Below are 25200 nucleotides of genomic sequence, written 5' to 3'. Positions count from 1 at the left end.
TTCCCCTCACCGCCCGGATCGGGGAGACTCAGGGTTCCGCCATGGTGCCGCCCGCTGCGGCCGACTGGCCGGTCCCGGTCCACAGGAAGCGACACAGCCCGATGCCCTCGCCTCACCACACCGATCTGCGCGATTCAGACGGTCCCACACTGATGACCTACCTCGAGTGGCTGCGCCGCCGGTGGTGGATCCTCGTGGTGGCCGCGCTGCTGGGCGCGGGTGCCGGCATGCTGGTCAGCCAGGTGCAGACCCGCACGTACGTCTCGACGACGTCGCTGCTGGTCCGCCAGGTCGGCCAGGACGCCAACCAGGCCGCCAAGGTCAACCTGGACACCGAGGCACAGGTGGTCCGCTCCCTGGTGGTGGCCGAACGGGCTCAGGCACTGCTGAAGACGGCCATTCCGCCGGAGGACCTGGTCCATTCACTCTCGGTAACCGTGCCGCCCAACAGCCAGGTGCTCCAGATCGTTTACGAGGCGCAGAGCCCCGAGGCGGCGCAGGCCGGGTCACACTCCTTCGCCCAGGCGTACCTGGACCTGCGGCTGGCCACCGCCACCCGGTCGTTGGAGAACGAGACAACCGCGCTCAAGCAGCAGATCACCGAGACCAACAAGCAGCTCGCCGCAGTCGCCGGGAAGATCGCCGGGACCCCGTCCAACTCGGTCGAGCGGGCCCGCGCCGAGGCCGACCGGAACGTGCTGACCAACCAGCTCGCCAGCCTCAACAGCCGGCTGAGCCCGCTGCTGAGCATCGCGCTCGACCCCGGCGAGATCATCTCCGACGCCGCGCTGCCCCGGAAGCCCAGCTCCCCGAACACCACCCTCAACCTGGCCAGCGGCCTCGGCGCCGGGCTGCTCTTCGGCATCGTGGTCGCCCTGGTGCTGGACCGGCTGGACACCCGGGTCCGGCGCGGCCGGGACGTGGCCGAACGGCTCGGCCTGCCGATGCTGTTGGAGCTGCCGCCCCGGCCGACCGGGCTGACCGTCCTGCCGGCGGCCCACGAGGTCTCCCGGGAGCTCGGCCGGCTGCGCAACGTGTTGCAGTCCACCCTGCCCGAATCGCGGCCCGGGCGGGGCCGTCTGCTGCTGCTCACCGACACCTCCCCCGGCCCGGCCGCCGGCTTCGTCGCCGGCAACCTCGCCGCGGCGTACGCCCGCACCGGGGCACAGGTGGCGGTGGTCACCACCAAGCCGGACTCCCCGCTGGCCGGGATGCTCGACGGGGTCCGGCCCCGGCACACCCTCGCCGACGTGCTGCGCCACGACGTCTCGGCGCTCATCGCGCTGACCCCGGCCCCCGGCCTGAACCAGCTCCGGGTGCTGCTCCCGGGCAAACTCGACACCGAGGTGGAGCTGCCCGTCGCCACCATGCTGGAGATCCTCGCCGAGCTGGCCGCCCGCTTCGACCACGTGCTGATCGAGACGGCCCAGCCGACGGCGGCGGTCGAGGCGCAGGCGCTGGCCCGGCACGTGGACGGCGTGATCCTGGTGGTCGAGGGCGGGCAGACCCGCAGCAGCGAGATCACCGCCGCGATGCGGCAGTTCGAGCAGGTCGACGCGCCGGTCCTCGGCGCGGTGCTGACCCCCCGGCTGACCGACCGGGGCCCGACGGTCCGGCCGGCCCCGCCCACCCCGCAGGCCCGCCGGGGGGGCCCGCCGTCGCCCCGCCCGCGGCCGGCGCCCGGCGGGCGGCCCCAGCCGGGCACGCCGAACTTCGAGTCCACGATGATCCTGCCCCGAGCCGGCGCGGGCGCCCGGGACACCGCCGCCAGGCCGTCCCCGGTCCCGCCCGGCATGGGCAAGTCGGGGCCGGTCCCGCCGCCCGGGCCGCCGAAGCCGGCGGCCCAGCAGAAGCCCACCGGCAAGTCCACCGTCTACCGCTCCGCCCGGGACACCGACGGCCCCGACCCCAGCCGGTACTCGATGGCCCTCGACCCGGTCGAGGAGCGGGAGTGAACCGCCGGCGGGCGCTGGGCACGACGCTCGCGGCCGTGCTCGTCGCCACGCTCGGCGCCGGCTGCGCCGAGGAGCAGGCGCCCGGCGCGACGAACGTGGTGGACCCGGGTTCCCCGGCACCCCGGCCCAGCCTCACCCCGAGCCTGCCGGCCGCGCCGCTGTCCGGAAAGCCGGTCGCGGCGGCGACGGCCGCCCGCCAGGCCGTGGTGGTGCCGCTGCGGGTGACCGCCGGCACCAGCCCGACCGGGCTGGCCGAGGCCGACCTGGTCTACCAGGAGTTCGCCGAATCGGAGAGCTTGCACCTGACTGCGGTCTACCAGTCCCGGGACGCCGCCCGGGTGGGACCGGTCGCCGAGATCCGGCCGGTGGACATCCGCACGGTCGGTGTGCTGCGCCCGTTCGTCGGCTACGCCGGCGGGCCCACCGGGTTCCTCCGCCAGTTCGAGGCGGCGGACCTGCCGGGGGTGACCCCGGCACAGCGCTCGGCCGCGTTCCCGTCCGGCCAGGCGTCCGTCGCCGCGCTGCGGCAGGCGGCCCCGAAGGGCGGCCCCGCGCCGACCCGTGTCTTCGACCACGCCACCCCGGGGACTCCGCTGGCCAGCCAGGGCGTCACCCCGGCCGGCAGGCTGACCGTCACCGCGCCCGGCCACCCCGGCCAGACCTGGACGTACGACGCGGCCAGCTCGTCGTGGCGCGGCCGGGTCGGCAAGGCCACGGTGAGCGTCGCCTCGGTGGTCGTGCTGACGATGGAGTACCGCACCATCGACGTCCGCAAGCCCAGCCCCCGTTCCCTGCCCGGGGCGAACGTGTACGGGTCCGGGGCCGCGGTGGTGGTGTCCGGGCCGTCCAGCGCGAAGGCGCAGTGGAGCAAGCCCGGGCAGAAGCTGGTCTGCAACGTCACCGACGCGGCCGGCTACCAGATCCGCCCGCAGCCCGGACCGGCCTGGGTGATCTACGCCCCGAAGACCGCCAAGGTCAGCGTGACATGACCACGGCCGCCCCGCTCCGGCCCAACCCCGGGCCGGAGCCGGCGCGGGCCGGTCGCCGTCCGGCCGACCCGCCGCAGAGCCCGCCGGTCGGCGGGGCCCGCCGCTGGTCGCTGCGGCTGCCCGTCGCCTGGCCGGTGACCGCGCTCTTCGTGCTGTACCCGCTGTGGTGGGCGCTCGGCCTGCCCTCGTTCATCTTCGCCATCCTGGCCGTCCCGATGGGCTTCCAGCTCTACCGGCGCGGCGCCGTGCGGGTGCCGCCGGGCTTCGGCCTCTGGCTGATCCTGCTGGCCTGGGTGGTGCTGTCCGGGTTGATGCTCGACATCACCGCCCCCAACACGCTCACACCGAACGGGTCCGGCCGGTACATCGGCTGGGGCATCCGGGTGATGAACTACACCGCGCTGACCGTGACGATGCTGTACGTGCTCAACCTCAGCGAGCGCGAGCTGCCCCGCAAGCGGCTGGTGAAGCTGTTCGGCTTCATGGCCGTGATCACCGTCGTCGGCGGGTACGTCGGCGCGCTGTTTCCCCAGCTCAAGTTCGTCGCGCCGCTGAACTACATCCTCCCCGCCGCCATCGCCAAGGAACCGTTCGTCAACCGGTTGATGCACGTCGAGGTCGCCCAGGTGCAGGAGGTGCTCGCCGGGGAAGCCAGTTCGCCCCGCCCGGCCGCCCCCTTCGAGTACACCAACACCTGGGGCGAGAACATGGCCATCCTGCTGATCTGGTTCATCGTCGGCTGGGTGGTCCTCGGTCGGGGGCCGCGCAGGCTCACCGGGTACCTGGTGGTGTCCGCCGCCATCTTCCCGATCGTCTACTCGCTCAACCGGGGGCTGTGGATCGGCCTGGTGATCGGCGCGGTGTACGTGGCGGTGCGGATGGCGCTGCGCGGCCGGATCGTCGTCCTGGTCGGGTTGGCGCTGGCCACCGGCCTGGTCGGGGTGGCGGTGCTCGCCTCGCCGTTGGGCGCCCTGCTCAACGAGCGGATGGCCAACGGGCACAGCGACGACATCCGGTCCACCCTGTCCAACGGGGCGGTGGAGGCGGCGAACCACTCACCGGTGCTCGGCTACGGCGGCAACCGGGCGCTGATCGGCAGCAACCGGTCCATCGCGATCGGCAAGTCGGCCGACTGCAAGCAGTGCGGCAACCGGGAGCTGGGCAGCAACGGCCAGCTGTGGAACCTGCTGACCGGCCAGGGGTGGGTGGGCGCGTTCTGCTACAGCGCGTTCTTCCTCTGGTGCCTGTGGCGGTTCCGGCACGACCACACCCCGATCGGCATCGCCGGCAGCCTGGTGCTGATCCTGATGCTGTTCTTCCAGTTCCTCTACGGCTCGCTCAACACCACCCTGGCGTACGGGCTGATCAGCGTGGCGCTGCTCGCCCGCAACGACGTGCACCTGCGCGAACTGCGCCGCGAGGCCCGGCTCGCCGCACTGGAGACAACGGGCCCGCGCGCGTGGCCGGAACGGCGGTCCCACTGATGCTCACCCCACCCCCGGGCGCGGACGCGCGCGGCGCGTACCTGCCCGAGCTGGCCGGCGTGGTTTGGCCGGCGCCGGCCCGACCGGCGCTGCGGCGCGGCGGCCGGGCCGGTTTCGCGGTGGTCCCGTCGGCCGCGCGACCCCGGCTGCTGATCCCGGCCGGCTCCCGGCGGGCGGCGGCGGGCGCGGTCCGGCACTCCACCGAGGCGCAGGGGGCAAAGGCCCGGCTGCGCCGCGCGGTGCTGGCGGCGGCGTTCCGCACCGGGCTGGGCCGGCTCGCGTTCCGGGACCGGCTGGTGGTCGACGCCGCCGCCGACGCGCTCGACGCGCACCTCGCCGCCGTGCTGGGCCGGCCGGCGCTGCTGAGCATCCACATCGGTCCGGCCCGGGCCAACCGCAAGCCGGTGGTCCAGCTCCTCGACGCCGTCGGCGACCCCATCGGGTACGCCAAGCTCGGCGTCGACCCGCTCACCCGGGCCCTGGTCGACGCCGAGGCGGCGGTGCTGGGCCGGCTGGCGACGCTCGACCTGCCCGGAATCGCAGCGGCCGAGGTGCTGCACCACGGCACCTGGGGCGGGCACGCCCTGCTGGTGCAGAGCGCCCTGCCGGTGGGCCTGCCTCGGGCCGCCCCCGCTCGGGCCGCCGAGGCGGAGCGGGCCGCCATGGTCGCGGTGAGCCGCTGCGTCGGCGTCGACCGCCGGCCGTACGCCGAGAGCGCCCATGCCCGGCGACTCGCTGGCGAGCTGGCGGCGCTCGGCGACCGGCCGGAGGCGGCCCGGCTGCGCGCCGTGCTGGCCGAGGTCCGCCGCGCCGACCCGGTGCTCGATCTCGGCGCCTGGCACGGCGACTGGAACGGCGGCAACAGCGCCGCCCTGGCCGACGGCCGGGTGCTGGTCTGGGACTGGGAGCGGTTCGCCGACGACGTGCCGGTCGGCTTCGACGCCCTGCACCGTCGGGTGCAGACTGCGATCACCCGGGCCGGCGTGGAGCCGCGTGCGGCGGCCGGGCAGCTGATCGCCGACGCGGCCGGGGCGCTGGCGGGGTTCGGGCAGCCGACCGGGGTGGCCGATCTGGTGGCGGTGCTCTACCTGGTCGAGCTGGCCGCGCGGTACCTGCGCGACCGGCAGGCCGAGGCGGGCGCCCGGCTGGGACACGTGGCCGCCTGGCTGTTGCCAGCGGTGGAGGATCACCTGGCCGGTCGGCCGGGCGCGGGAGGAGTGGCGAAGTGACGCTGGTAAAGGCACAGGCGCGGCGCGCGGTGCGGTCGGTAAGCCGGACGTACGGCCGGTGGACCGCCGGGTCGCGGCTCACCCCCGACTTCCTCATCGTGGGCGCCCAGAGGTGCGGCACGACGTCGCTGTTCAAGACCCTCTCGCAGCACCCGGCGGTGCTGCCGGCGAACTACCACAAGGGCGTGCACTACTTCGACACCGGCTACGACCGGGGGATGGACTGGTATCTGGGGCACTTCCCGACGGTGCGCCGGGCGGAGGCGGTCCGGGAGCAGGCCGGGGTGCGCGGGGTGACCGGCGAGTCGAGCCCGTACTACATGTTCCACCCGCTGGCCGGTGAGCGGATCGCGAGGGACCTGCCGGACGTGCGGCTGCTGGTGCTGCTGCGCGACCCGGTGGAGCGGGCGTACTCGGCGCACTCGCACGAGGCGGCCCGGGGCTTCGAGCCGGAGGGCTTCGAGCGCGCCCTGGAGCTGGAGGAGGAGCGGATCGCCGGGGAGCGGGAGCGGCTGCTCGCCGACCCGACCGCGCACAGCCACCACTACCAGCACAACGCCTACCTGACCCGGGGACGCTACGTCGAGCAGCTCGAACGACTGGAGTCGATCTTCGGTCGGGATCGGCTGCACGTGGTCGACGCGGACGACTTCTTCGCCGACCCCCGGCCGGCGTTCGACGCGGTCTGCGACTTCCTCGGCCTGCCCCACGAGTCCGGGATCTCGTTCGGCAAGCACAACGCCCGGTCCCGCTCGCCCCTGGACCCGGCGCTGCGGGCCCGGCTGGAGGAGCACTTCGCCCCGTACGACGAGCGGTTGAGCGCCTGGTGGGGACGCGTGCCGTCGTGGCGACGGTAGCGCCGGCCCGGTCCCCGGGCGGCGAGCTGGGCGGGGCGGCCCGGCACGGGGTGGCGAACCTGCTCGGGGTGGCGGTCGCGGCGGTCGCCGGGTTCGGCCTGAACATCGTCGTCACCCGGGCCTGGTCCATGGCCGACGCGGGCCTCTTCTTCGCCGCCACCAGCGCCTTCATGATCGCGTACGCGGCGGCCCGGCTGGGCACCGGCGTCGGCTCGGTCTACTTCCTCAGCCGCTACCGCACCCTCGGCCAGCCGGAGCGCATCCGCGCGTCGGTGCTGGTCGGGCTGCTGCCGGTGGTGCTGTTCGGCACGCTGATCGCGCTGGCCGGCTGGTGGGCCGCCCCGCAGGTCGTGGCGCTGACCTTCGACGAGCCGGTGCCCGGGGCGGTGCGGGCGCTGCGGGTGCTGCTGGTCTTCGTGCCGGTGGCCGCGCTCTGCGACTTCGCGCTGGCCGCCTGCCGGGGGTTCGGCAAGATGCGCCCCCTGCTGCTGGTCGAGCGGCTCGGTCGGACCGGGCTGCAACTGGCCGGGGTGGGCCTGGTCGCCCTGTTCGGTCTCTCCGCCACCACCGCCCTGCCGCTGGCCTGGGCGCTGCCCTACCTGCCCGCGGCGCTGCTCGGCACCGGGTGGCTGGCCCGGCTGGTCCGGCGGGCCGAGCGGGGCGCGCAGGCCCCACCGGTGTCGCTGCGCGAGGAGTTCTGGCCGTACTGGCGCTACAGCGGCCCCCGGGCCCTGAGCGGGCTGGCCCAGATGGCGGTGCAGCGGCTCGACATCGTGCTGCTCGGCGCGCTGCGCGGGCTGCCCGAGGCGGCGCTCTACACGGCGGCCACCCGGTTCCTCGCCCTCGGGCAGCTCTCCGGGCAGGCCCTGTCCACCGCCGTGCAGCACCGGCTGGCAGAGCACCTGGTACGCGACGACCGGGCCGCCGCCGGCCGGCTCTACCAGGCCGCCACGGGGTGGCTGGTGCTGCTGGCCTGGCCGGCGTACCTGCTCTTCGCGGTCTTCGCCGAGCCGATGCTGCACCTGTTCGGCGACGGGTACGCCGCCGGCCAGCGGGTGACCGTGTTCCTGGCGCTGAGCATGCTGGTGGCCACCGGCTGCGGCATGGTCGACACGGTGCTCAACATGGCCGGCCGGACGTCCTGGACGTTCTACAACGCGCTGGCCGGCACGGTCGTCAACGTGGTGCTCAACGTGCTGCTCATCCCGCGCTTCGGCATCATGGGGGCGGCGGTCGCCTGGTCGGCGTCCATCCTGATCACCAACCTGGTGCCGCTGGCCCAGCTGCATTACGCGTACCGGCTGCACCCGTTCGGCCGGGGCACGCTCGTCGCCGCCGGGCTGGCGGTGGCCTGCTTCGGCGTGCCGGCGCTGCTGGCCCGCACGGTGGCCGACGTCGGGCCGGTCACGCTGGCCGTGCTGGCGGTGCTCGGTGCCGCCGGGTACGCCGCCGGGGTGTGGCGGCTGCGTCGGGTGCTCCAACTCGACGCGCTGCGGGCGCTGCGCCGGGGTCGGCGGCGCTGAGGTCCCTACCACGGGCCTGTCCACTGAACGTCCGCCATCGGCACGCCGGTGGCCTCAGCACGGGGAAGGTACGGCAACGATGAAGCGGTTCCAGACGGCGGCGGTGCTCCTGCTCGGATCGGCGCTGGCCGTGTCGGCGTGCTCCGAGCCGGCTCCGGAATTCGTGCCGCCACCGGCCACACCGACCGGCACCGCGCCGGCCGCGAGCCCCCGCGCGGCGGACGGCCTGAGCACCACCGGGCGCGGCCCCGAACTGCCCGGGGAGGGCGTCTGGCTGGGCGCCTGGGTGAAGCCGGACTGGCAGACCCCGGAGGGTCGGGTCGAGGCGCTGACCGCGTTCGCGGACCAGACCCGCGGCAAGGTCGTCCTGGCGCACATGTTCCACGACTGGGAGGACGACTTCCCCGGCCCCACCGAGCACGCGTTCCAGGCGGCCGGGAAGCTCCAGATGATTTCCTGGTCCGGTGCCGACACCCGGTCCATCCGGGACGGGGTGTACGACCAGCTGATCCGGCAACGGGCCGAGAAGATCAAGCAGTTCGGGGTGCCGCTGCTGCTGCGCTGGCGGTGGGAGATGGACCGCCCCAACCTGACCCAGAGCGTGCACTCCCCGGAGGACTACGTCGCCGCCTGGAAGCGGATCCGGGGCATCTTCACCGAGGTGGGGGCCACCAACGCCGGCTTCGTCTGGTGCCCGCACGTGCAGGGTTTCGTCGACGAGAAGCGCAACGCCGCCGCGTACTACCCGGGCGACGACCAGGTCGACTGGCTCTGCACCGACGTGTACCCGGGCAAGGAGTTCGACGGCTTCGCCGAGCAGATGGACACCTTCATGGCGTTCGCCGCCAAGCACCCCCGGCCGGTGGTGATCGGCGAGTTCGGGGTGACGTACCCGGGCGGGCCCGGCCAGCGCGCCGCCTGGCTGAGCGAGGCCCGCGACTACGTCAAGCAGCACCCGCAGATCAAGGCGGTGGTCTACTTCGCCGCGAAGCAGACCACGAAGCCCGTGTACGACAGCACGTTCAACGATGACCCGGAGGGGCTGGCCGCGTACCGGGAGCTGACCGCCGACCCGTGGTTCGCCGCACCACCCCCGCCGGTCCCGGTGCACGGCCCACGTACCGAGTGACGCCGTCCGGCTCGCCCGGGCGGGCCGATCGGGCCGGAAATACGACAATGACGACGGGCACATCGGACACCCCGGGGTAGACGCCGCGCGTCCGATGCGCCATCGTGTCCTCAGACTTGTCGTCACCGGTCGTCGCCTCCCCGACCGGCAGTGACCGACCGGGTCCGCCCGGTCACGGAGGCATTCCCAGATCAGTTCTCCGCCGTTCCTCCGGAGTTGCCCGTGACCCGTTTTCCGGCACTCACCCGCCGACCGCTCGCGGCCCTGACCGCCACACTCACCGCCACCGGCGTGCTCGTCGCCGGCCCGGCACCCGCCGCGCCCGACCACACCACCGTGGTCGGAGCGATCCCGTCCACCCTCACCCCCGACATCATCGACGGCACGGTCTTCGCCATCCACGACGCCGGCAGCAAGGTGATCGTCGGCGGCTCGTTCACCGGGGTGCAGAACCGCGACTCCGACGTGACCGTCGCCCGCAAGTACGTGCTGGCCTTCGACAAGGCCACCGGCAAGGTGGACACCACGTTCGCGCCGGCGGTCGACGGCGAGGTCTACGACGTGCTCGCCGGCCCCACCGCCGGCACCGTCTACCTCGCCGGCCAGTTCAACAACGTCAACAGCACCGCCCGCCGCAAGCTCGCCCTGGTCAACCTCTCCAACGGCAGCCTGGTCACCAGCTTCCCCAACCTGGCCTTCAACGGCCTGGTCAACGACGTGGCCCGGGTCGGCACCCGGCTGCTGGTGGGCGGCACCTTCACCACCGTCGCCAGCCAGGCGCGTGGCGGCCTGGTCTCGGTCAACGCCACCACCGGCGCGGTCGACGGCTACCTCACCGCCAAGCTGACCGAGCACCACAACTACGACGGGGTCAGCGGCGCGACGGCCGGCGTCGGCGCCGAGAAGCTGGCCGTCTCGCCGGACGGCACCCAGCTCGTGGTGATCGGCAACTTCAAGAAGGCCAACGGCGCCCTGCACGACCAGGTGGTCCGGCTCGCCCTCGGCAGCACCGCGGCGACCGTCTCGTCCTGGAACACCAACCGCTACGAGCCGCGCTGCGCCTGGAAGAAGTTCGACTCGTACGTGCGGGACGTGAGCTTCTCGCCGGACGGCAGCTACTTCGTCATCGCCACCACGGGCGGGCCGTCCGCCGGGACGCTCTGCGACGCCGCGACCCGCTGGGAGACCTCGTCCACCGGCACCGCCGTCCAGCCGACCTGGGTCAACTACAGCGGCGGGGACACCCTGCTCTCGGTGGGCATCACCGAGAAGGCGGTCTACGTCGGCGGCCACTTCCGCTGGTTGAACAACACCTCGGCCACCGACTCGGCCTTCCCGGGCGCGGTCGCCCGGCCCAGCATCGCCGCGCTCGACCCGCTCAACGGCCTGCCGTTGTCCTGGAACCCGGGCCGGAACCCGCGCGGGTACGGCGTGGCGGAACTGCTGGTCACCCCGCAGGGACTCTGGCTCGGCTCCGACCAGCCCTGGATCGGCAACCGCAAGTACCGCCGGGAGCGCATTTCGTTCTTCCCGCTGGCCGGCGGCGCCGCCCCGCACTCCACCGCCACCGCCGCCCTGCCGGGCAACGTCTACCAGGCCGGGGTCGGCAGCGGCACGGCGAACACGGTGCAGCGCCGGTCGTACGACGGGACGGGCGCCGTGGGCGCGGCCGCCTCGGTCGCCAACCCCGACGGCACCACCTGGTCGACGGCCAAGGGCGCGTTCTGGGTCGGCGGCACCCTGTTCTACGGGATCAACGGCGCGCTGTGGCGGCGCACGTTCAACGGCACCACGTTCGGCACCCCCAAGCTGGTCGACCCGTACCACGACCCGCTGTGGGACACGGTGGTGACCGGCGGCGGGCCGGAGGGCCAGACGTTCCGGGGCGCCACCGTGAGCTTCTACCCGGAAATCGCGAACGTGACCGGCATGTTCTACACCAACGGGCGGCTCTACTACACGCTCAGCGGGCAGGCCGGCCTCTTCTGGCGCTGGTTCAACCCGGACAGCGGCACCGTCGGGGCGGACAAGTTCACCGTGGCCGGCGCGACCGGCTTCGCCGACTCCGGCAGCGTCTTCGTCGCGGGGTCCCGGATCTACCTGATCAGCCGCACCACCGGCAACCTGTCGTCGGCGAGCTGGGTCAACGGGGCGCCCTCGGGTGCCTGGACCGTGCGCAGCGGCCCCGCCGTCGGCGGGGTCGACTGGCGGGCCCGGGCGGTCTTCACCGGCCCGTAACCGTCGTCCCACGGCGGGGGACGACCCCGCCCGACCGGCCTCCACCGACGGCCCGGTCCCCTCGCGGGGGCCGGGCCGTCGGCGTCCCGCCGCCCGTGGAACCCACCGGCGGTCGTCGGGCGGTACGGGGGCATCGCCGTACCGGCCCCGGCTCGCTACTGTCGTGACGTGCCCACAGAGCCTCTCCGCTGCGCCGGCGCGCTTATCGTCGACGACGACAGCCGCCTCTTCATCCAGCGCCGGTCCCCGCAGCGGGTCCTGTTCCCCGGCACCTGGGACATCGTCGGCGGCCACCTGGAGCCGGGTGAGGGGGTCGAGGACGCGCTGCGCCGGGAGGTCACCGAGGAGACCGGCTGGACCGTGTCGCACGTCCTCGGCCCGGTCGGCGAGTACCGCTGGACCGGCGCCGACGGGCTGGACCGGATCGAGATCGACTTCCTCGTCCGGGTCGACGGCGACCTCAGCCGGCCCCGGCTGGAGGAGGGCAAGCACACCGAGTTCCGCTGGCTGGCCGAGCGGGATGTCGCCCTGCTGGACGAGCACCGCGACGTCGACGACGGGCTGATCCGGCGGATCGCCGAGGACGCCTTCGCGGCGCTGCGCTCGATCGGTCTGTGAGCGACGACGTCGAGCTCGCGCCGCACCGGTTCGCGGGGCTGGTCGCCCCGCCGGTGGACCGGGTCTTCGTCGCCGGCATCCTCGCCGGCCGCGACGGGGGCGGCGCGGAGCTGAGCCAGCGGTACGGCGGGCCGGCGGCCACCGGCTTCCTGATCGAGTTCCGCACCCGGCTGGCCGCGCCGGGCGGGACCGTCGACCCGGCGGGCTTCGCCGCGGTGACCCGGTACCGGGACCCGGGGTCCTGCCAGCGGGCGCTGGACAAGCAGGTCGCCTACGGCATGCTGCACCGCCGCCCCGACGGCTGCTTCTCCGCGACGGAACGCGGGCAGGCCTTCCTCACCGAGATCTACCAGGTGCACGCCGAGGTGACCGAGGAGCTGTGGGCCGGGCACGACGACCGGGTGCTCCGGCTGGTCGAGGCGCTCGGCCGGCTGCTCACGTACGCGATGGTCGCCGCTGAGGAGGAGCCGGGCTCGGCCGGCGACGCGTTCGCCGTGATGGCGCCCCCGCACGAGCCGGACAGCGCCTCGCCGGGGGTGCTGCTGCTCAACCGGCTCGGCACGCTGCGCTACCACCGGGCCGACGCGCACGAGGCCGCGTGGACGGCGGCCGGGCACACCGCGCTCAGCATCACCGAGCTGCCGGCCGGCCCGGAACGGCTGGCCATCGAGCAGGAGACGGACCGGCGGGCGGCGGGCCCGTACGCGGTGCTGACCGCCGACGAGCGGCTGGCCGTGCTCGCCGACCTGGCCGCGCTGCCGGGGTGAACCCCGGTTGACGGCGGGCGTGTTCCGTCCCGGCGCTATCCTCCACCGGTGACCCGGAGTCGTACGAGGGAGAACGTCGCATGATCGGTATGGTGCTCGCCGCCGGTGCGGGGCGTCGACTGCGCCCGTACACCGACACCCTGCCCAAGGCGCTGGTGCCGGTGGACGGTGAGACCACCATCCTGGACATCGCGCTGCGCAACCTCGCCGAGGTCGGGCTAACCGAGGTGGTGATCGTCGTCGGGTACGCCGCGGACGCGGTCGTCTCCCGCCAGGCGGAGCTGGAGAAGCGCCACGGCGTCACGATCGCCCTCGTGCACAACGACAAGGCCGAGGAGTGGAACAACGCGTACTCGCTCTGGCTGGCCCGGGAGCACTTCGCCCGGGGCGTCCTGCTGGTCAACGGCGACACCGTGCACCCGGTGAGCGTGGAGAAGACCCTGCTGGCCGAGCGCGGCCCGGGCATCCTGCTCGCGGTGGACACCATCAAGGCGCTGGCCGAGGAGGAGATGAAGACCACCTTCGACGCCGCCGGCCAGCTCACCCGGATCACCAAGCTGATGGACCCGGGCGAGGCGTACGGGGAGTACATCGGCGCGACGCTGATCGAGCCGCAGGTGGCCGACGCGCTCGCCGACGCCCTGGAGACGACCTGGCGGCGGGACCCGAACCTCTACTACGAGGACGGCTACCAGGAGTTCGCCGACCGGGGCGGGGAGGTGCGGGCGGCGCCGATCGGCGACGTCTCCTGGGTCGAGGTCGACAACCACGCCGACCTGGCCCGGGCGCGGGAGATCGCGTGCCGCTACTAGCCCGTACGGTCCTGACCCCGCTGCACATCGACGTGCGGCGGGGCGCGGTGGCTGACCTGGCCGCGATCCTGGCCGACGGCCGGATCTCCTCCGGCGGCGACGTGGCGGTGGTGGTCGGCCCGGGCCAGGGCGCGCAGATCGCCGAGCTGATCCGGCCGTCGCTGCGTTCCGCGGACGTGTTCACCGTCGCCGGTGGCACCCTGGAGGCCGCCGACGACCTCGGGGCGAAGCTGCGCGCCCGCTCGTACGACGCCGTGGTCGGCATCGGCGGCGGCAAGACCATCGACGTGGCGAAGTACGCGGCCACCCGGCGCGGGCTGCCCATGGTGACCATGGCGACGAGCCTGGCCAACGACGGCATCGCCTCCCCGGTGGCCAGTCTCGTCAGCGAGGGGATCAAGGGCTCCTACGGGGTGCACATCCCGATCGCGGTCATCGTCGACCTGGACTTCGTGGAGGCCGGCCCGGAGCGGCACAACCGGGCGGGCATCGGCGACGTGGTGAGCAACATCAGCGCGCTGGCCGACTGGGAGCTGGCTCGCCAGGTCCGGGGGGAGCCGGTCGACGGGCTGGCCGCCTCGCTGGCCCGGATGGGTGCCGAGGCCGTCCTCAACCACCCCGGCGACATGGCCGACGACGCGTTCGTCACGGTGCTGGCCGAGGCGCTGATCTCCAGCGGCCTGGCGATGGCGGTCTGCGGCACCAGCCGGCCGGCCAGCGGCGGCTGCCACGAGATCATGCACGCCGTGGACGCGCTCTTCCCGGGCACCGCCTCGCACGGCGAGCTGGCCGGGCTGGGCGCGCTCTTCTGCACCTGGCTGCGGGGAGACCTGCGCCGGTTCCGGGAGATGTCGGCCTGCCTGTCCCGGCACGGCCTGCCCCGGCTCCCCGCTGACGTGGGGCTCAGCGACGACCAGTTCGTCGAGGCGGTGCAGTTCGCCCCGGCCACCCGGCCGGACCGGTACACCATCCTGGAGCACCTGGCGATGTCGCCTTCCGAGACGCGGGAGCGGCTGGCAGACTACGCCGGTGCACTCCGCGACCTTGGCTGAGCCGTCCCGCCCCTCCGTAGCCGACTTCCACCGGGTCAACCGGGGCGGCGGCCTGTTCAGCGAGTCGGTCAGCCAGTGGCTGGGCGCGGTGTTCGCGCTGGTCGCCCAGCGGCTCGGGCTGCGCCCCACCGCGCTGACCATCGCCAACCTGGTGCTCGGCCTGGCCGCCTCGGTGACCGTGGTGGCCCTCGCCCGGCGGGTCGCCGCCGGGGACGTCCCGGCCTGGGCGGTCGGGTTGGTCGCGCTGGTCGGCTGGCAGGTCGCGTACGCCCTGGACTGCGCCGACGGGCAGCTCGCCCGGGTGACGGGGCAGGGCAGCGCGGCCGGTGCCCGGGTGGACGTGCTCTGCGACGTGGCCGCCCAGATCGCCCTGGTGGCCGCCCTGTCCGCCACCGCCGTGGCGCAGCACCCGGAGACGCCGAGCTGGCTGGTCGCGCTCTTCGCCGGCACCTGGATGGTCAACCTGGTGACGTCGGTGATGCAGGCCGGCCCGAACGCGGCCAGCATGGTCACCTCGACCTCGCTGCCGGTGCGGCTGGTGAAGCTGGTCCGCGACTACGGCGCGGTGATCTTCGTGGCGGGTCTGGTGCTGGCGTTCGCTCCGGCCCTGGTGTTCTGGGTGATCGTGGCGTTCACGATCGTCAACGGCGGCTTCCTGCTGGCCAGCATCGCCTTCTCGGCCCGCGCCTCCCTGCGCTGACCCCGCCCCGGCCCTCCCGTCCCGCCCGGCGCGGGCTGTCGCCCCGATCGGCACGGGCTGTCACCCCGATCGGTCAGCAGTCGAGCGGGAGGGCTTTGATCAGGGAGTTTGCGGTTCCTGCTGAGGGAGCCCGCCCGGGGGGAGGTGTCGCCTTCCGACACCTATGGAGCTGAGTCGGATACGACATCAGCGGTGCCCACCGGTCACGACGGCGATGGTCGAGCCAGGTAGGCCGTCTTGACGTCGGGCGAGAACCCGCAGGCCCGGTAGAAGGCGTGCGTCGCGGCCGTGCGCGAGCCCGTCATCAGCATCGCCTTGTAGCAGCCCGCGTCCCAGGCGGCTTGGAGCGTGCCGGCCATGATCTGCTTACCCAGGCCCGTGCCGCGCCGCGAGGCGTCGACGACGACGTTCTCGATCACGGCGTAGGGCGATGCCGATCGGCTGATGTTGGGGATCACGTTGAGGTACGTCGTGGCGACGACGACCCCTTCCAGTTCGAGTACGAAGAGATGCAGCCCCGGAGAGCCGAGGATCTGCCGGAAGACTGCCGCGTCGGACCCGTCCTCAAGCACCGGGTCGTCGGGCTGAAGTTGCCGGTAGAGGCGCATTATCTGGGCAAAATCGCCAGGCCGAGCCGCACGGAACATGCGTGGAGCGTAATCAGCGCAGGGAGCCATTCTCGGCGCGCGACGGTTGGTCTCGGCCCGATGCCGGGCGAGGAGCTGCCCGTGGGTCCGTGTCCGACCGCACGACCCCGCCGTGCGCATCAGCCGGGCGATCCGCTTGCCGGAGTGCCGCCGCCCCCGCGCGCCGAGTTCGGCGCGCACCCGAGGGACGCCATAAATGCCCGAGCCGTCGTGAATCCAGGATCTGGCGACCTCGGTCCGCGCGCCGTCCCCCCGATGGACGAGATCTGCAGGACAGAACCTAAGCGGCCGGGGTCGCGGACAGCCGGTCCAGCGCCGCCCGGCTCGCGTCGTCTGCGGGGCGGCAGATCACCAGACGCTGGTCCTGGTCGCCGAGCGGTGCGAGCGTCTCGAAGTACACCGAGAACGTGCCGACCTCGGGATGCCGCACGGTCTTGCTGCCGCGGCCGTTCGATTTGACGTCGCCCTCGGCCCATACCCGTGCGAAGTCCTCGTCGGTGCTGAACTCGGCGATCAGGTCGGCGAGCGCCCGGTCATGTGGGTGTGCGGCCCAGGCGGCGCGCACGTGGGCGACGCCTTCGCGGACGACGCGGTCGCGGTCGAGGTAGTAGTCGCGCATCTCCGGGCGCATCAGGCACAGCCACGCCGAGTTGTGCCGGGAGGGCGGGAGCCGGGTGTCGAAGTCGAGTTGGAGGCGCGCCATCTCGGGATTGAAGGCGAGGATGTCGAAGCGGTGGTTGATCAGCATCGCGGGCAGTGGCGACAGGTCAGCCACCAGCCGGGCCAGCGGCGCTGCGGTGGCGGTGGCGGTGGCGGTGGCGGACTCGCCGGCCGGGCGGGAGCGGTGGCGGGCCAGGTCGAGGAAGTAGGTGCGCTCGTCGGGGGCCAGCCGCAGTGCCCGGGCCAGTGCCTCCACCACATTCATGGAGGGGTGCAGCCCGCGACCCTGCTCCAGTCGTACGACGTAGTCGATGCTGATCCCGGCCAGTTCGGCGACTTCTTCGCGGCGCAGGCCTGGGGTCCGGCGGGACTGCCGACGCTCCGGAAGCCCGAAGTCGCGCGGGTTGAGGCGTTCGCGCCGGGTCCGCAGGAACGCGCCCAGCTCGCGGGCCGGCTCAAGAGTGTCGCTCATCGAGCCCGATGCTAGCGCACGGGTAGGACCGGCTTTCCCAGGAAGTTGTCTCCCTTATCCCCGGCTGGTGGAGGTCGCAGAATTCTGCCGACAACCGCACGAGTTCAGGAGAACAAAGATGTCGGTCACCCTCGACCACTACCGCCTGCTGGGTCGTTCCGGTCTGCGGGTGTCCCCGCTGGCGCTGGGCACGGCGACCTTCGGCACCGAGACGGGCTGGGGCGCTGAGAAGGATGATGCGCGTCGGCTGTTCGATCGCTACGTCGCCCTCGGTGGCAACTTTCTCGACACCGCAGTGGGTTACGGCAGCGCGGAAAGCCTGCTGGGCGAGTTCGCCCGCGACCGCCGGGAGAGCCTGGTGCTGGCGACGAAGTACTCGACGCTGCGCCGGCCCGGCGACCCGAACTCCACGGGTGGCTCACGCAAGAACCTGCTCGCGTCGGTGCACACAAGCCTGCAGCGGCTGGGCACGGATTACCTGGACCTGCTCTACCTGCACGTGTGGGACTTCACCACGCCGGTCGAGGAGATCCTGCGCGGCCTGGACGACCTGGTCCGGCAGGGCAAGGTCCTGCACGTGGCGATCTCCAACACCCCCGCCTGGCAGATCTCGCGCATGCAGACGATCGCTGACCTACGCGGCTGGTCGCCGCTGGTCGCGCTGCAGCTCGAATACAACCTTCTCGAGCGTACAGGCGAACGTGACCTGATCCCGATGGCCCGGGAGATGGGGCTGGCCGTGATCCCCTACTCCCCGCTGGCGGGCGGGCTGCTGGCCGGCAAATACAGCCGCGCCGACGTGGCCGGAGTGGCCTCCGGCGACGGCACCCGCAAGGGGTTCAACTTCGCCGCGCTCGGCACCGTCACCGACCGCAACCTCGACGTTGTGGACGTCCTGAAGGAGGTCGCCGCCGAGCTGGGCTGCACGCCCGCGCAGGCCGGCCTGTCCTGGCTCTTGCACAACCCGGACGTGACCGCCCCGATAATCGGCGCCCGCACCACCGCGCAACTGGAGGACAACCTGGCCGCCCTGACGGTAGACCTCACCGCCGCTCAGCTATCCCGTCTCGATGAGGTCAGCGCGATCGATCTCGGCCAGCCGCACGCACTGCTCGGCGGCGACCATATCGGAAACGTGATGCGCGGCGAGATGAAGATTCAGGCCAAGCGCTGATCATGCCCGTGGCAGGCCGCAGCGCGGCCTGCCACGCAGGCAACAGGTGTGTTCAATTACCCCTCGTAGACGGTTTGCTGCACACCTGACATACCTGAACCGTTCCGCTTCCGGTTGGCGATCTGGTCGTTGGGCTCGGGGATGACCGTGGTGATGCCCTTGTTCCGCAGGGCGGTCCGATTCGCGCGAGAGGAGTACGCCTTGTCACCGGTGAGCGAATCGGGCCTCTTGCGTGGCCGGCCCACGCCGCCGGGGCGGGGCACGCGGACCTGTTCCAGCAGGGGGATCAGTTGGCGGTGTCGGCTGCCTAACCAAGAGTGATCAGGGCGGCCAGGGAACGGCCACGCCCGTCGGCCAGGGTGTGGATTTTCTGCCCTGCCACGCCGAGCCTACGACAAAAGGGCGGTGCAGAGCGATCGGTCCGGCTGCGGGCGATCAGCGGCCAGATTGTTGGTACGCCTGGTGCAACTGGTCCGCGACCTACGTGGCGGTGATCTTCGGGGCCGGATTGGTGCCGGCATTCGCCAGCGCCCCTCAGCCGTCGTCACGCCTCTGCGGGGGCCTGCGCTCTCTGATCCGTCAAGCAGCGCAACGATCGCAGGATCTTCGGGGAACGAAAGCCTCGAGCGTGGCAGCGGAGGAGGAGGAGCTGTCAGCGCCTAGTCGGGCGTCGCTGACCCCGCCGCTGCGGCGGTGCGGGGGAGACCCGAGCGGTCCAGGGCCGGGTCTGAAGGACAGCGAGCACCTGACACCGCGAGGCGATCCAGGCCCCGGTGGCGGGGCAAATCCAACAGGCGAGGTCCAGTGCTTTGGTGTGCAACTCCTTGAGTGGCCGGTTGTAGATCGGCTCATGATGGCCGATCCGGTTGCGCAGCTCGTGCAGCTCGGCCAGCGGCCCGTGCACCTCCCGACGCAGGGGCTTGCCCGGCCAGGCATCGCGCAGGTGCGGCCACAGGGAGCGGTCGTAGGAACGGGTGAGCAAAAAGGGCCAGAACCCGAAAGAGAGTTCGGCGACTACCCGTCCGGGAGTTTCCTGCCGGCCGTCGCGGGTGGCCTGCTCGCGGGCCGTGGCTATCTGCTTGTGGCGACGGTCGTCCAGGACGCTGCCCGGATCGAGATACCAGCGCGGCTCCCCGTATGTCCGAGTGGACCAGTCGGTCAGCTGGCGGTGCATGGCGTTGCGGGTCAGCACCTCGACATGGCCCAGCGTGATCCAGAAAGCACCGCCGATCGTGGCGTTCCACTCGTACAACGTCACCGCTTGGTCAAGATCGCCACCCACCGCAGCCTGGTAGGCACCCAGCCGCTCCGGAGAGAAACGACGTTGCAGCAGTTGTGCTGTCGCCTCAGACACGCATCCACTCCAGAGACGAGGGCCAGCGCCGAATACGCGCGCAGACACAGCGTAAGGCTCTGGTTACGGTTGGCACGGCAGCCATGCGGGAGGCGAGGCAGGAAAAGTGAATGGCGCTCCTCCGGATCGGAGGAGCGCCATTCGAAGTTTGTGACCATAACTCTGGTGGCCCGAAGGCGCCCAGAGCGTTCGGAGACAACTCTACTACAACTCGTGCCGTCCGCCGGAGTACCTGCGGGTGGTCTCTTGCAGCCGGCTGTTGCGGACTGGACGAAGTGCAGGCGGGGCGGTCAGCTCATGGAGGCGTACACGTCGATCAGGCGTTTGGTGACCACGTCCGGGTGGAAGGTGCGCTCGTAGCGGAGCCGGGCCGCCGGGGCCAGCGACGCCGCGCCCGCCCGCGCCACCTGCAACGCGGCGGCCATCGCGGCCGGCTCCGGGGCCACCACCCAGCCGGCCTCGCCGGCCTGCACCCCGGCGGGCAGCGCCACGCGCCCCTCCCCCGGGGCGGCGGTGGCGACGGCGGCCGGGCCGGTGCCGGCGGGTTCGCGGGGGGCGTCCGCGCCGAGCAGGTACGGGATGCCGCCGAGGGCGGTGCCGAGCACCGGCCGGCCGCTGGCCAGCGCCTCGATGATCACGGTGGGCAGCACGTCGTGCCAGGTGGAGGCGGCGATGATCACGGCGCTGGCCTCGATCGCGGCGCGGACCCCGGCGCGGTCCAGCGATCCCAGGTACGTCACGTCGGCGCGCTCGGCGGCGGCGGCCTCGGCCAGCGGGCGCAGCTCGCCGTCGCCGGCGATGCGCAGCGGGCCGAGCGCCCCGTCGGGGTGCCGCCGCCAGGCGTCCAGCAACAGGCCCAGCCCCTTCTCCGGGGAGAGCCGGGCCATGTAGAGGAAGCCGTCGCCGAGCGGCGCGGGCGTGCCCGGGTCGGGGATGCCGTTGGGCTTCACCACGATCCGGTCCGCCGGGACGCCGTAGTCGCGCAGGTGGTCGGCGACCGCCGAGGTGAGCGCGATGAAGCGGTCCACCGACTTCCAGGTGCCCCGGTGCACCGCGAGGGTGGTGGCCATCAGCGCGCTCTGCGCCCGCGACCCCCGGTAGCAGCGGTGCACGATCGCCGGCACGCCAAGCGTCCGGCCCCGGCAGTCCTGGCAGATCATGCCGTCCCGGAAGTACAGCCCGGAGGAGCAGACCTGCCGGTAGTTGTGCACCGTCTGCACCACCGGCACGCCGTGCTTGTGCGCGGTCCGCACCACCCAGGGCGAGAGCAGCGGGTAAGGGTTGTGCAGGTGCAGCACGTCCGGCCGGTGCTCGGTGATCAGCCGGCTCAGCTCCTGCTGCGCCCGGGGGGCGTAGATCGGGGAGACCGGCAGCAGCGCCTTGGCCGACTTCGGCATGCTCGGGATCTCGTCGGAGCTGCGCAGGAACGGCAGCACCTCGACCCCGGCAGCCGTGAGCTGGGCGATCTCCGCGTCGACGATCGTGTTCTCGCCGGAGGGCTGAGCCTCCCGGTACCGGTTGTGCGCCACCACGACTCTCACGGGGAAGAAGGCTACCGTTGGCTGATGCCTGAACTTCCCGAGGTGGAAGCGCTCGCCGGCTACCTGCGGGAGCGCGCAGTGGGGCGCCGCGTCGACCGGGTCGAGGTCGCCGCGATCAGCGTCCTGAAGACGTACGAGCCGGCGCCGGCCGCCGTGTCGGGCCGTACGGTGACCGACGCCCGGCGGTACGGCAAGTTCCTCGCCGTGGTCTTCGACGACGACCTGTACCTGGTGGTGCACCTGGCCCGGGCCGGCTGGCTGCACTACCGGGAGTCGTTTCCCTCCGGCGGGCCGTTGCGCCCCGGCAAGGGGCCGATCGCCCTGCGGGTCCGGCTCGACGACGGCTCCGGCTTCGACCTGACCGAGGCGGGCACCCAGAAGAAGCTGGCCGCGTACCTGGTCACCGACCCGGCGGCGGTGCCCGGGGTGGCGAAGCTCGGCCCGGACGCGCTCGCCGCCGACCTGGCCACCTTCGCCGGGCGGCTGCGCAGCCGGCGGGGGCAGGTCAAGGGGGTGCTGACCGACCAGACGGTGCTGGCCGGGGTGGGCAACGCGTACTCCGACGAGATCCTGCACGCCGCGCGGCTGTCCCCGTTCGCGCTGTCCGACCGGCTGACCGACGATCAGGTCGCCGCCCTGCACGAGGCGACCGGCCGGGTGCTCGGCGATGCGGTGTCCCGCTCAGTGGGACAGAAGGCTGCGGAGTTGAAGGGCGAGAAGCGGTCCGGGCTGACCGTGCACGCCCGGACGGGGCTGCCCTGTCCGATCTGCGGCGACACCGTGCGGGAGGTCTCGTTCGCCGATTCCAGCCTCCAGTACTGCCCCACCTGTCAGACCGGCGGCAAGCCCCTCGCTGACCGTCGGTTGTCCCGTCTCGTACGGTGAGTGACGACAAGGGGGTGTTACGGAGTGGAATCGCCGGGCGAGCCCCGATCCTCCCGGTCCGCGCCTCTACCGGGGCCGCCATCCATCGGTATAGTGGCTCGGTCCCCGGCTTTCGCACCTGAGGTGGAGCCGGCCGGATCCCGCGCGGCACACTGGGCGAGAAGTCCCTCGGGTCTACATCCGGTGCGGACCCCGCGTGGGAAACTGAACGGTGGGCGACCCGAGCCCTCACTGCGAGTGAGTGGCGCGTGTCATGCGGGAGGACATGGGTGAGGTGACGACAAGCCTCCAGCGCCCGGTAACCAACGAAGGCCGGAGCGAACTCGTGCGGCACGTCGACAGCTTCGAGATCCAGCCGCCGACACCGCCGTCACACAACGGCGTGCCTCGGTCGGCCTGGGCCCGGGCCCGCCGACGCGTCTCCCGCTGGCACCGCCCCTACACGGCCGCACTGCTCCTGCTCGACTTCGGGGCGGCGGCGCTGGCGAGCTTCCTCGCCATCCAGATCTTCGACCAGGCCGCCTCCGGCTTCTACGGCGTGAAGGAAAACCCCACCTGGTTCTACACCGTCGCCTTCGGCCTGCTGCCGCTCGGCTGGGTGGTGCTCCTGTGGGGCAATCGGGCGTACGACCGGCGCTACCTGGGCCTGGGCCCGGACGAGTTCAAGCGGGTGATCCGGGGCGGCGTGGCGGTCGCCGCGACCGTCTCCTTCCTCGCCTTCGCCACTGTGACGCAGCTTTCCCGGTGGACAGTCGGCTTCGCGCTGCTCGGCGCCCTGCTGCTGATCCTGTTCGGCCGCATCCTGGCCCGTTCCGCGCTGCACGCGATCCGCCGCCGGGCCGGCCAGGCAGGGCACCGGATGGTGCTGGTGGGCACGCTCCCGGAGTGCCTGGAGGTCTACACGGCGGTCACCCGCAACCCGAGCGCCGGGCTCGTGCCGGTGGCCATCTACATCACCGACGGGTACGCCGCCGCGCGGGGCATGCAGACCCCGGTCCCGGTGTACGCCGGTCGGGACATCCTCGCCCTGGTCCGGGAGGTCGGCGGCGACACGATCGCGGTCTGCGGCTCCGCCAGCGCCGAGCCGGGCGAGCTGCGCCGGCTGGCCTGGCAGTTGGAGGGCTCCGGCGTCGACCTGGTGGTCGCCCCGCAGCTCACCGACATCGCCGGCCCCCGGGTGCACATCCGCCCGATCGAGGGGCTGCCGCTGCTGCACGTCGAGGAGCCGACCCTGTCGGGCCCGGCGCTGCTGGTCAAGAACCTGATGGACCGGGTCGCCGCCGGGCTCGGCCTGCTCCTGCTCGTCCCGGTCTTCCTGGCCGTCGGGGCCGCGATCCGGCTCTCCGACCCCGGCCCGGTCTTCTTCCGCCAGCCCCGGGTCGGCCACGAGGGCCGCACGTTCCGGGTGTGGAAGTTCCGCACCATGTACGTCGACGCGGAGGACCGGCTGGCCGGCCTGGTCGACCAGAACGAGACCGACGGCATGTTGTTCAAGATGAAGCAGGACCCCCGGGTCTTCCCGGTGGGCCGCTTCCTGCGGGCCTCCTCGCTGGACGAGCTACCCCAGCTGATCAACGTGCTCTGGGGCGAGATGTCGCTGGTCGGGCCGCGCCCGCTGCCCGCCGACGACGGCGACTTCCTCGGCGACGTGCGCCGCCGGCTGCTGGTCCGGCCGGGCATGACCGGGCTGTGGCAGGTCTCCGGCCGATCAGACCTGTCCTGGGACGAATCGGTCCGGCTGGACCTCTACTACGTCGACAACTGGTCCCTGGCGTACGACCTGAGCATCCTGTGGCGCACGGTGGGCGTCGTGCTGGCGAGCAGGGGCGCGTACTGACGGGCTTGGCGTAGCGGGCGGGACAGGCCAGGATCGCTGCGTGGCTGGCAACATATCCGCCGTCGTCGGCGTGGTCTCGCTCGGCACCGCGCTGGCCGCGGCGCTGTACGCGGTGGTCCGGCTGCGCGCCCGACGGGGCATCGCCACCGCCACCCAGCGGGCCACCTACGAGGTGCTGCACACCGCCGGGCTGGCCGCCGAGCCGCTGCGGGCCGGCCTGAGCGCGGCGGGCGCGGCGAAGGCCGTACGCCACCTGCGGGCCCTGGTCGGGGCGGTCGGGCTGGCCCTCACGGACCGGGACTCCCTGCTCGCCCTCGACGGACGCGGGACGCACCACACCGACCAGCTCGTCGCGGCGGCCCGGCGGGCGGTGGCCGGCGGGCGGTCGACCGTGCTGGGGGAGCCGGAGCTGCACTGCGACCGGGTCGACTGCCCGGTTCGGGGCGCGGTGGTCGCCCCGTTGCGCGCCGATGGCCGGGTGGTCGGGGCGCTCGTCGCGGTCGCCGACGGCCCGCCCGCGCCGGGGCTGGTGCAGGCCACCCTGGAGACCGCCCACTGGGCCGGCAACCAGCTCGCCCTGGCCGAGTTGGACGCCTCCCGGGAGCGGCTGGCCCGGGCCGAGGTGCGCGCGCTGCGCGCCCAGATCAGCCCGCACTTCATCTACAACGCGCTGACCGCGATCGGCTCGTTCGTCCGGACCGACCCGGAGCGGGCCCGGGAGCTGATCCTGGAGTTCGCCGAGTTCACCCGGTACTCGTTCCGCGCGCACGGCGAGTTCACCACCCTGGCCGAGGAGCTGCGCTCGATCGACCGGTACCTGACCATCGAGCGGGCCCGGTTCGGCGATCGGCTCCAGGTGCGGTTGCAGATCGCCCCGGAGGTGCTGCCGGTGACGCTGCCGTTCCTCTGCCTCCAGCCGCTGGTGGAGAACGCCGTCCGGCACGGGTTGTCCCGCAAGCCCGGCACCGGCATGGTGAGCATCGAGGCCCGGGACGCGGGTGCCGAGTGTCACATCACCGTGGAGGACGACGGAGTGGGCATGGACCCGACGACGCTGACCGCCGGGATCGCCGAGCTGGCCGGGGCCGGCAGCGACCCGACCGACGACCCGGGCCAGCACGTCGGCCTCTCCAACGTCGACGAGCGGCTCCGCTCAGCCTTCGGGGACCGGTTCGGCCTGGTCGTCGAGACGGGCCTCGGCTCCGGTACGAAGGTGAGCATGCGGGTGCCGAAGTTCCATCCCGGCGTTCGGGCGGGCTCGTGAGCGAGCGGCCCGG

The 25200-nt window shown here is 72.9% G+C and carries 21 protein-coding genes and 1 pseudogene; 17 read left to right on the top strand and 5 right to left on the bottom strand.

The window, feature by feature from the left end; genetic code table 11:
* Positions 1-152: 152 nt before the first annotated feature.
* The 13 genes from ACFYZF_RS19625 to ACFYZF_RS19565 all read left to right on the top strand — a co-directional run bounded on the left by ACFYZF_RS19625 (position 153) and on the right by ACFYZF_RS19565 (position 15353).
* Positions 153-1955 carry a lipopolysaccharide biosynthesis protein gene (locus ACFYZF_RS19625; protein WP_387022637.1) on the top strand — a complete coding sequence of 601 codons (1803 nt, stop codon included), beginning with the start codon at positions 153-155 and terminating at the stop codon, positions 1953-1955.
* A complete protein-coding gene (locus ACFYZF_RS19620) occupies positions 1952-2944 on the top strand; it encodes a DUF3048 domain-containing protein (RefSeq protein ID WP_387022634.1) in 993 nt (330 codons plus the stop codon). The genes ACFYZF_RS19625 and ACFYZF_RS19620 overlap by 4 nt, the downstream gene beginning before the upstream one ends.
* Positions 2941-4428 carry an O-antigen ligase family protein gene (locus ACFYZF_RS19615; RefSeq protein ID WP_387022631.1) on the top strand — a complete coding sequence of 496 codons (1488 nt, stop codon included), beginning with the start codon at positions 2941-2943 and terminating at the stop codon, positions 4426-4428. Before ACFYZF_RS19620 ends, ACFYZF_RS19615 begins: the two co-directional genes overlap by 4 nt.
* Positions 4428-5657, top strand: coding sequence for a hypothetical protein (locus ACFYZF_RS19610; RefSeq protein WP_387022628.1), 1230 nt, complete (start codon positions 4428-4430; stop codon positions 5655-5657). The genes ACFYZF_RS19615 and ACFYZF_RS19610 overlap by 1 nt, the downstream gene beginning before the upstream one ends.
* Complete coding sequence (locus ACFYZF_RS19605) at positions 5654-6514, top strand: sulfotransferase domain-containing protein (protein WP_387022625.1); 861 nt, start codon at positions 5654-5656, stop codon at positions 6512-6514. The genes ACFYZF_RS19610 and ACFYZF_RS19605 overlap by 4 nt, the downstream gene beginning before the upstream one ends.
* Positions 6502-8037: a lipopolysaccharide biosynthesis protein gene (locus ACFYZF_RS19600; RefSeq protein ID WP_387022622.1), complete on the top strand. Its 1536-nt coding sequence runs from the start codon at positions 6502-6504 to the stop codon at positions 8035-8037. The genes ACFYZF_RS19605 and ACFYZF_RS19600 overlap by 13 nt, the downstream gene beginning before the upstream one ends.
* 79 nt (positions 8038-8116) lie before the next feature.
* Positions 8117-9166 carry a glycoside hydrolase family 26 protein gene (locus ACFYZF_RS19595; RefSeq protein ID WP_387022619.1) on the top strand — a complete coding sequence of 350 codons (1050 nt, stop codon included), beginning with the start codon at positions 8117-8119 and terminating at the stop codon, positions 9164-9166.
* A gap of 222 nt (positions 9167-9388) precedes the next feature.
* Entirely contained in the window at positions 9389-11404 is a 2016-nt protein-coding gene (locus tag ACFYZF_RS19590) for a hypothetical protein (RefSeq protein ID WP_387022617.1), read from the top strand.
* 168 nt (positions 11405-11572) lie between these two features.
* Entirely contained in the window at positions 11573-12022 is a 450-nt protein-coding gene (locus ACFYZF_RS19585; RefSeq protein ID WP_387022614.1) for an NUDIX hydrolase, read from the top strand.
* Entirely contained in the window at positions 12019-12789 is a 771-nt protein-coding gene (locus ACFYZF_RS19580; RefSeq protein WP_387022611.1) for a hypothetical protein, read from the top strand. The genes ACFYZF_RS19585 and ACFYZF_RS19580 overlap by 4 nt, the downstream gene beginning before the upstream one ends.
* An 80-nt stretch (positions 12790-12869) precedes the next feature.
* A complete protein-coding gene (locus ACFYZF_RS19575; protein ID WP_387022608.1) occupies positions 12870-13601 on the top strand; it encodes a sugar phosphate nucleotidyltransferase in 732 nt (243 codons plus the stop codon).
* Complete coding sequence (locus tag ACFYZF_RS19570; protein ID WP_387022605.1) at positions 13589-14653, top strand: iron-containing alcohol dehydrogenase family protein; 1065 nt, start codon at positions 13589-13591, stop codon at positions 14651-14653. The genes ACFYZF_RS19575 and ACFYZF_RS19570 overlap by 13 nt, the downstream gene beginning before the upstream one ends.
* Entirely contained in the window at positions 14631-15353 is a 723-nt protein-coding gene (locus tag ACFYZF_RS19565; RefSeq protein ID WP_387022602.1) for a CDP-alcohol phosphatidyltransferase family protein, read from the top strand. The genes ACFYZF_RS19570 and ACFYZF_RS19565 overlap by 23 nt, the downstream gene beginning before the upstream one ends.
* 203 nt (positions 15354-15556) lie before the next feature.
* Here the strand turns inward: ACFYZF_RS19565 and ACFYZF_RS19560 are convergent, their stop codons facing one another.
* The 3 genes and pseudogenes from ACFYZF_RS19560 to ACFYZF_RS19550 all read right to left on the bottom strand — a co-directional run bounded on the left by ACFYZF_RS19560 (position 15557) and on the right by ACFYZF_RS19550 (position 17132).
* Positions 15557-16000 carry a GNAT family N-acetyltransferase gene (locus tag ACFYZF_RS19560; RefSeq protein ID WP_387022599.1) on the bottom strand — a complete coding sequence of 148 codons (444 nt, stop codon included), beginning with the start codon at positions 15998-16000 and terminating at the stop codon, positions 15557-15559.
* 99 nt (positions 16001-16099) lie between these two features.
* Positions 16100-16216, bottom strand: a pseudogene (locus ACFYZF_RS19555) (IS3 family transposase); the annotation flags it as partial.
* Between the two features lie 64 nt (positions 16217-16280).
* Positions 16281-17132, bottom strand: a complete 852-nt coding sequence (locus tag ACFYZF_RS19550) for a helix-turn-helix transcriptional regulator (protein WP_387022596.1) — start codon at positions 17130-17132, stop codon at positions 16281-16283.
* Positions 17133-17250: 118 nt separating this feature from the next.
* On the opposite strand from ACFYZF_RS19550, the gene ACFYZF_RS19545 reads away from it, so the two are divergent.
* Complete coding sequence (locus ACFYZF_RS19545) at positions 17251-18306, top strand: aldo/keto reductase (RefSeq protein ID WP_387022593.1); 1056 nt, start codon at positions 17251-17253, stop codon at positions 18304-18306.
* Positions 18307-18958: 652 nt separating this feature from the next.
* Here the strand turns inward: ACFYZF_RS19545 and ACFYZF_RS19540 are convergent.
* Both ACFYZF_RS19540 and ACFYZF_RS19535 read right to left on the bottom strand, forming a co-directional pair.
* Entirely contained in the window at positions 18959-19660 is a 702-nt protein-coding gene (locus tag ACFYZF_RS19540; protein WP_387022590.1) for a hypothetical protein, read from the bottom strand.
* Positions 19661-19950: 290 nt separating this feature from the next.
* Positions 19951-21201, bottom strand: a complete 1251-nt coding sequence (locus tag ACFYZF_RS19535; RefSeq protein ID WP_387022587.1) for a glycosyltransferase — start codon at positions 21199-21201, stop codon at positions 19951-19953.
* Between the two features lie 24 nt (positions 21202-21225).
* On the opposite strand from ACFYZF_RS19535, the gene ACFYZF_RS19530 reads away from it, so the two are divergent.
* The 3 genes from ACFYZF_RS19530 (at position 21226) to ACFYZF_RS19520 (ending at position 25187) form a co-directional block, all read left to right on the top strand.
* Complete coding sequence (locus ACFYZF_RS19530; protein WP_387022584.1) at positions 21226-22086, top strand: Fpg/Nei family DNA glycosylase; 861 nt, start codon at positions 21226-21228, stop codon at positions 22084-22086.
* A 265-nt stretch (positions 22087-22351) separates the two neighbouring features.
* Positions 22352-23923 (top strand): sugar transferase, encoded by a 1572-nt coding sequence (locus ACFYZF_RS19525; RefSeq protein ID WP_387022799.1) that lies wholly within the window; start codon positions 22352-22354, stop codon positions 23921-23923.
* A 40-nt stretch (positions 23924-23963) separates the two neighbouring features.
* A complete protein-coding gene (locus tag ACFYZF_RS19520) occupies positions 23964-25187 on the top strand; it encodes a sensor histidine kinase (protein ID WP_387022581.1) in 1224 nt (407 codons plus the stop codon).
* The last annotated feature ends 13 nt before the right edge of the window (positions 25188-25200 follow it).

It is taken from the genome of Micromonospora sp. NPDC001898 (assembly GCF_042891255.1).
Taxonomy (GTDB): domain Bacteria; phylum Actinomycetota; class Actinomycetes; order Mycobacteriales; family Micromonosporaceae; genus Micromonospora.
Note: the sequence above shows the minus strand (reverse complement) of the source record. Positions and strands in the feature narration are given on the sequence as shown.

Bases quoted from the DNA above. Each gene is read 5' to 3' on its own strand.
- ACFYZF_RS19625 (WP_387022637.1), top strand. From the start codon at position 153: ATGACCTACCTCGAGTGGCTGCGCCGCCGGTGGTGGATCCTCGTGGTG.
- ACFYZF_RS19615 (WP_387022631.1), top strand. From the start codon at position 2,941: ATGACCACGGCCGCCCCGCTCCGGCCCAACCCCGGGCCGGAGCCGGCG.
- ACFYZF_RS19610 (WP_387022628.1), top strand. From the start codon at position 4,428: ATGCTCACCCCACCCCCGGGCGCGGACGCGCGCGGCGCGTACCTGCCC.
- ACFYZF_RS19595 (WP_387022619.1), top strand. From the start codon at position 8,117: ATGAAGCGGTTCCAGACGGCGGCGGTGCTCCTGCTCGGATCGGCGCTG.
- ACFYZF_RS19575 (WP_387022608.1), top strand. From the start codon at position 12,870: ATGATCGGTATGGTGCTCGCCGCCGGTGCGGGGCGTCGACTGCGCCCG.
- ACFYZF_RS19560 (WP_387022599.1), bottom strand. From the start codon at position 16,000: ATGTTCCGTGCGGCTCGGCCTGGCGATTTTGCCCAGATAATGCGCCTC.
- ACFYZF_RS19550 (WP_387022596.1), bottom strand. From the start codon at position 17,132: ATGAGCGACACTCTTGAGCCGGCCCGCGAGCTGGGCGCGTTCCTGCGG.
- ACFYZF_RS19545 (WP_387022593.1), top strand. From the start codon at position 17,251: ATGTCGGTCACCCTCGACCACTACCGCCTGCTGGGTCGTTCCGGTCTG.
- ACFYZF_RS19530 (WP_387022584.1), top strand. From the start codon at position 21,226: ATGCCTGAACTTCCCGAGGTGGAAGCGCTCGCCGGCTACCTGCGGGAG.
- ACFYZF_RS19525 (WP_387022799.1), top strand. From the start codon at position 22,352: ATGGGTGAGGTGACGACAAGCCTCCAGCGCCCGGTAACCAACGAAGGC.